The sequence below is a fragment of the Vibrio sp. 1249-1 genome, from assembly GCF_033340495.1.
In genome coordinates this window covers 1-639 of record NZ_JAWOWJ010000699.1, presented here as the reverse complement: position 1 = coordinate 639, position 639 = coordinate 1, and the positions used below count along the sequence as shown (strand labels likewise).

Below are 639 nucleotides of genomic sequence, written 5' to 3'. Positions count from 1 at the left end.
TGCAAGAACGACTCGAAGCTCGCCTTGGTATGGTTCGCTACGCATAAAGTAGTGGCGCACCATGCCGTTGAAATCCATTGGGGAAGCGGTACCTGCAAAGCCCGACACACTTGTCACTTCCGGCACCGTCATTAAATAGTCCGTAAAGCTCGACAGCGCGTTGGAGGTATCCACAAAGCTTGAAGACTCTGGCATGTTTAATACCAATTGGAACTCATTTTTATTGTCATAAGGCAGCAACTTGAGTGGAACTAAGCGAAGTGCTGGCAACAATGCTGCCAAGACGAACAACAAGGCAACCAAACCAAGGAAAAGCCATGCTTTCTTGCGACTTTCAAGTAGCGGAATCAACACACCACGATACAAACGATACATCGGCGAAGATTGGATGTCATAGTGGCCGTTTTCCTCAGCACCTTTGAGTAGCTTCTTGGCAAGCCAAGGCGTGATCATAAACGCGACAACGGTACTAAAGATAACGCTGATCGGAACGTTGAACGCCAGTGGCGCCATGTAAGGCCCCATCATCGCAGTGATAAAAAACATCGGCGTAAACACGATAACAATCGCGACCGTCGACATTAACAAGGCGCTACGAATTTCTGCCATGGCGAGAACAATCGCATTGGTTCGTGTTAG

At 48.4% G+C, this 639-nt stretch carries 1 protein-coding gene; it reads right to left on the bottom strand.

The window, feature by feature from the left end; genetic code table 11:
• A partial coding sequence (locus R7Z50_RS28430; RefSeq protein ID WP_318149871.1) for an efflux RND transporter permease subunit occupies nt 1-639 on the bottom strand: 639 nt, incomplete at both ends.